The organism is uncultured Dokdonia sp. (genome assembly GCF_947492535.1).
Classification (GTDB): Bacteria; Bacteroidota; Bacteroidia; order Flavobacteriales; family Flavobacteriaceae; genus Dokdonia.
Genome location: NZ_CANLNH010000061.1, coordinates 1 through 245, shown reverse-complemented (window position 1 = coordinate 245; position 245 = coordinate 1). Strand labels below are relative to the sequence as shown.

The window sequence follows — 245 nt, the reverse complement described above, 5'->3', positions numbered from 1 at the left end:
TTAGCTGCGGCAGAGTTAGGAGCTCCAGCCATTCCAGATCCTGCAAACTATAACAGTGGCACCACTACGATTTATGTGCGTGCTACCGATACCGATCCAGCCACAAGTACAGAATGTTTTAGAGTTATAACACTTGACTTGGTTGTAAATCCTATTCCAGAGATTGCCTTACCGATACCAGATCTTACTTTATGTAATGATGGTAGTGATCAAGCAATCTTTGATCTTACTGATAATGAAGCAAA

The 245-nt window shown here is 41.2% G+C and carries 1 protein-coding gene; it reads left to right on the top strand.

The annotated features are described in order from the left end of the window. On the top strand, positions 1-245 hold a 245-nt coding region (locus Q1A60_RS21555; RefSeq protein ID WP_299770789.1), incomplete at both ends, for a hypothetical protein.